The sequence below is a fragment of the Candidatus Phytoplasma phoenicium genome (genome assembly GCF_001189415.1).
In the GTDB taxonomy this organism is placed as follows: Bacteria; Bacillota_I; Bacilli_A; order Acholeplasmatales; family Acholeplasmataceae; genus Phytoplasma; species Phytoplasma phoenicium.
Genome location: NZ_JPSQ01000033.1, coordinates 1 through 2,258 on the forward strand (window position 1 = coordinate 1; position 2,258 = coordinate 2,258).

The 2,258-nt window shown below is 25.6% G+C and carries 3 protein-coding genes; all 3 read left to right on the forward strand.

Annotated elements, in window-relative coordinates; genetic code table 11:
• Window positions 1-426 (forward strand): Rho termination factor N-terminal domain-containing protein (locus tag AlmWB_RS01900; protein WP_204373898.1); only part of this gene is annotated, 426 nt, incomplete at its 5' end.
• 41 nt (window positions 427-467) lie between these two features.
• On the forward strand, window positions 468-1,082 hold the full coding sequence (locus tag AlmWB_RS00915; protein WP_050337200.1) for a hypothetical protein: 615 nt from the start codon (window positions 468-470) through the stop codon (window positions 1,080-1,082).
• 74 nt (window positions 1,083-1,156) lie between these two features.
• Window positions 1,157-2,218 (forward strand): M42 family metallopeptidase, encoded by a 1,062-nt coding sequence (locus AlmWB_RS00920; RefSeq protein ID WP_050337202.1) that lies wholly within the window; start codon window positions 1,157-1,159, stop codon window positions 2,216-2,218.
• The last annotated feature ends 40 nt before the right edge of the window (window positions 2,219-2,258 follow it).

A 2,258-nucleotide genomic window follows, 5' to 3' on the forward strand; every position in this document is an offset into this window, starting at 1 on the left:
GAAGAAGAAAAAAAACAAGCCAAAGTCGTTACAACAATAAATAATCCAATTCCAGCCATAAAACAAACCGTAATAAATTCAAAAAATATAATTGATGCAAAAGTAAAAGAAGTAGCGGATGATTCAGAAGTATCAACAGATAATTTTGTTGTTTCAACTCAAAAATTAGAAACTACACAGAATAAATCAACCAAAACCTTTGTTCAAAAATTGTTGAAAAATAACGAAAAAGCTAAAGTTAATATTGAAACAAACCAAAATATCGAAAAAGTCCAAATAATTGATTCATCTTCAACAAATGTAATATTAGATTTAGAACAAATGTCGTTATCAGATTTAAAACAAGTAGCTAAAGAAAAAAAAATAAAAAATATTTCTAAATTTAAAAAAAAAGAATTAATTGATTATTTAATAAAAATTATGTAAAAAATAAAATTTTTATATGTAAAAATAAAGAAAAAAGAGAAATGTGGGAAAAATATTATATGTCAGCCCAAAAATTAACTAATAATAAACAAAATATTATTCAGAATGTTTTATTCAGCTTCATATTTTTGTTAGCTGCTTTATCTTTTCAATGGCCTGAAACATTCAGAATTGGTCCAATTCAAATAAATAATCTTTTAACAGGTTTGATTATTTTTTTGATTAGTTATTTTTTAGTTTTTGAGAATTTTAAAAAAAGTTCTGGTTTTTTGCTTAAATTACTTTTTGCTGTTGAAAATATTTGTTTTTTGTTGATAGGTTTAGGTGTTATATTTCAATCTTATATTCAAAACGATAATTTACGTGTTTATTTTGACATAAGTTATATTATTTATTATATTGTTATTTTACATAGTATGATTGAATTATATATTGATTATTTAAATAAACAATCGAATTCGTTATGTTTAAAATTTTCTTTTTATTTAAGTCTTTTATGTTTAGTTTTTTTTCTTTTAGGAAAAAAATATCAAGCAACAGAACAAATGACTAAATTACTGGCAATTGTTTTTGCCATATGTTTTGTTATTTATTTTGTACGTGTAATTTTGTATTTTACTAATAAAAAAAATAAAAACACTACGCTTAAAATATAAAAAAATGTTAAATTTTTTAAGAAAAAATATATAATAAGAAAATATATAATAAAAAAATAAGGGAGATACAAATTATGTCCAATTGGTTAGAAAATTTAAAAAATTTAACTATGTTAAGTGGTGTTCCAGGTCAGGAAAAAAAAGTTAATCATTATATCAAAAATCAAATAAAAGATTTAGTTGATAAAATTGAATATGATAACTTAGGAAGCATGAATGCTTATAAAGGGACTCAAGGTCCTAAGGTTATGCTAGCAGGTCATGTTGATGAAATTGGTTTGATGGTTACTGAAATCACTAAAGAAGGATTTGTTAAATTTCAAACTTTAGGTGGATGGTTGACTTCAGTTATGTTAGCTCAATTATGGCAAATTCACACCAATAAGGGTATTTTATATGCTGTTACTGGTGCTAAACCTCCTCATTCTTTATCTCCTGCTGACAGAATGAAAACTCCTGACGTAAAATCTTTATTTTTAGATTTAGGAGTGGAAAATAAAGAAGAAGCAGAAAATTTAGGAGTTAGAATAGGCGATATGGTGACACCTTATACAGAGTTCAAAACTTTGGGAAATCCTAATTTTTTATTAGCCAAAGCATTTGATAATCGTGTTGGCGCTTTAGTAGTTATGGAAGTTTTAGCTGCTTTAAAAAATAACCCTAACCAATTCATTGGTTCTTTTACGGTACAAGAAGAAGTGGGATTAAGAGGGGCAAGAACAAGTGTAAATAAAGTCCAACCTTTAATAGCTATCGCTGTGGATGTTGGTATTAGTGATGATACACCAGGAGACGCTAATTTTACTACTAAAGTTTTAGGAAAAGGCCCACAAATTAGTTGTTATGATTCAGGTTTAATTGCACATAAAGATTTGAGAGAATTTGTGTTACAAATTGCTAATAAACATAAAATTCCTTATCAAGAACCTAAACCTACAGGCGGTCAAACAGATGCTTCTATTATGCATTTACAAAATAATGGCGCAGCTTCTATAGCGATTAGCATTCCTACTCGTTATATTCATTCACATACTTCTGTTATACATAAAGAAGATGTTACAAATGCTATCAAACTTTTAACATTATTAATTCAACAATTAGATAAGCAAAAAGTTCAAGAAATTTTATTTAATTAACAAAAAGTTCAATATTAGTTTTATTTTTTTCATTAATCAT